Source organism: Novosphingobium percolationis (assembly GCF_020179425.1).
Taxonomy (GTDB): domain Bacteria; phylum Pseudomonadota; class Alphaproteobacteria; order Sphingomonadales; family Sphingomonadaceae; genus Novosphingobium; species Novosphingobium percolationis.
The window spans coordinates 1-284 of sequence record NZ_JAILYM010000032.1; the positions used below are offsets into that span (position 1 = coordinate 1).

The 284-nt window shown below is 64.1% G+C and carries 1 protein-coding gene; it reads left to right on the forward strand.

Annotation, left to right across the window (positions count from 1 at the left end):
* On the forward strand, positions 1-284 hold a 284-nt coding region (locus K3A84_RS20280), incomplete at both ends, for a TonB-dependent receptor domain-containing protein (protein WP_225011281.1).

Sequence of the window (284 nt, forward strand, 5' to 3'; positions counted from 1 at the left end):
GCCTCAAATATAGCGCGCCCAAATGGAGCGTGAACCTGGCCGGCTTCCGGCAGGAGTTCAAGAATTTCCAGCTCAACACCTTCAACGGCACCAGCTTCGTCGTCCAGAATATCAATGGCTGCGACAGTGCGCTGAGCGCGGCGCGGACCTGCGCGGCGGGGGATGTCGGGCCGGGCCTGATCAGCCAGGGTGTCGAACTGGAATGGTCGGTGACCCCGGCGCGCAATTTCCGCGTGGCGGGCGGCGCAACCTATGCCGAGGCGAAATTCGCCAACCGGCTGGTG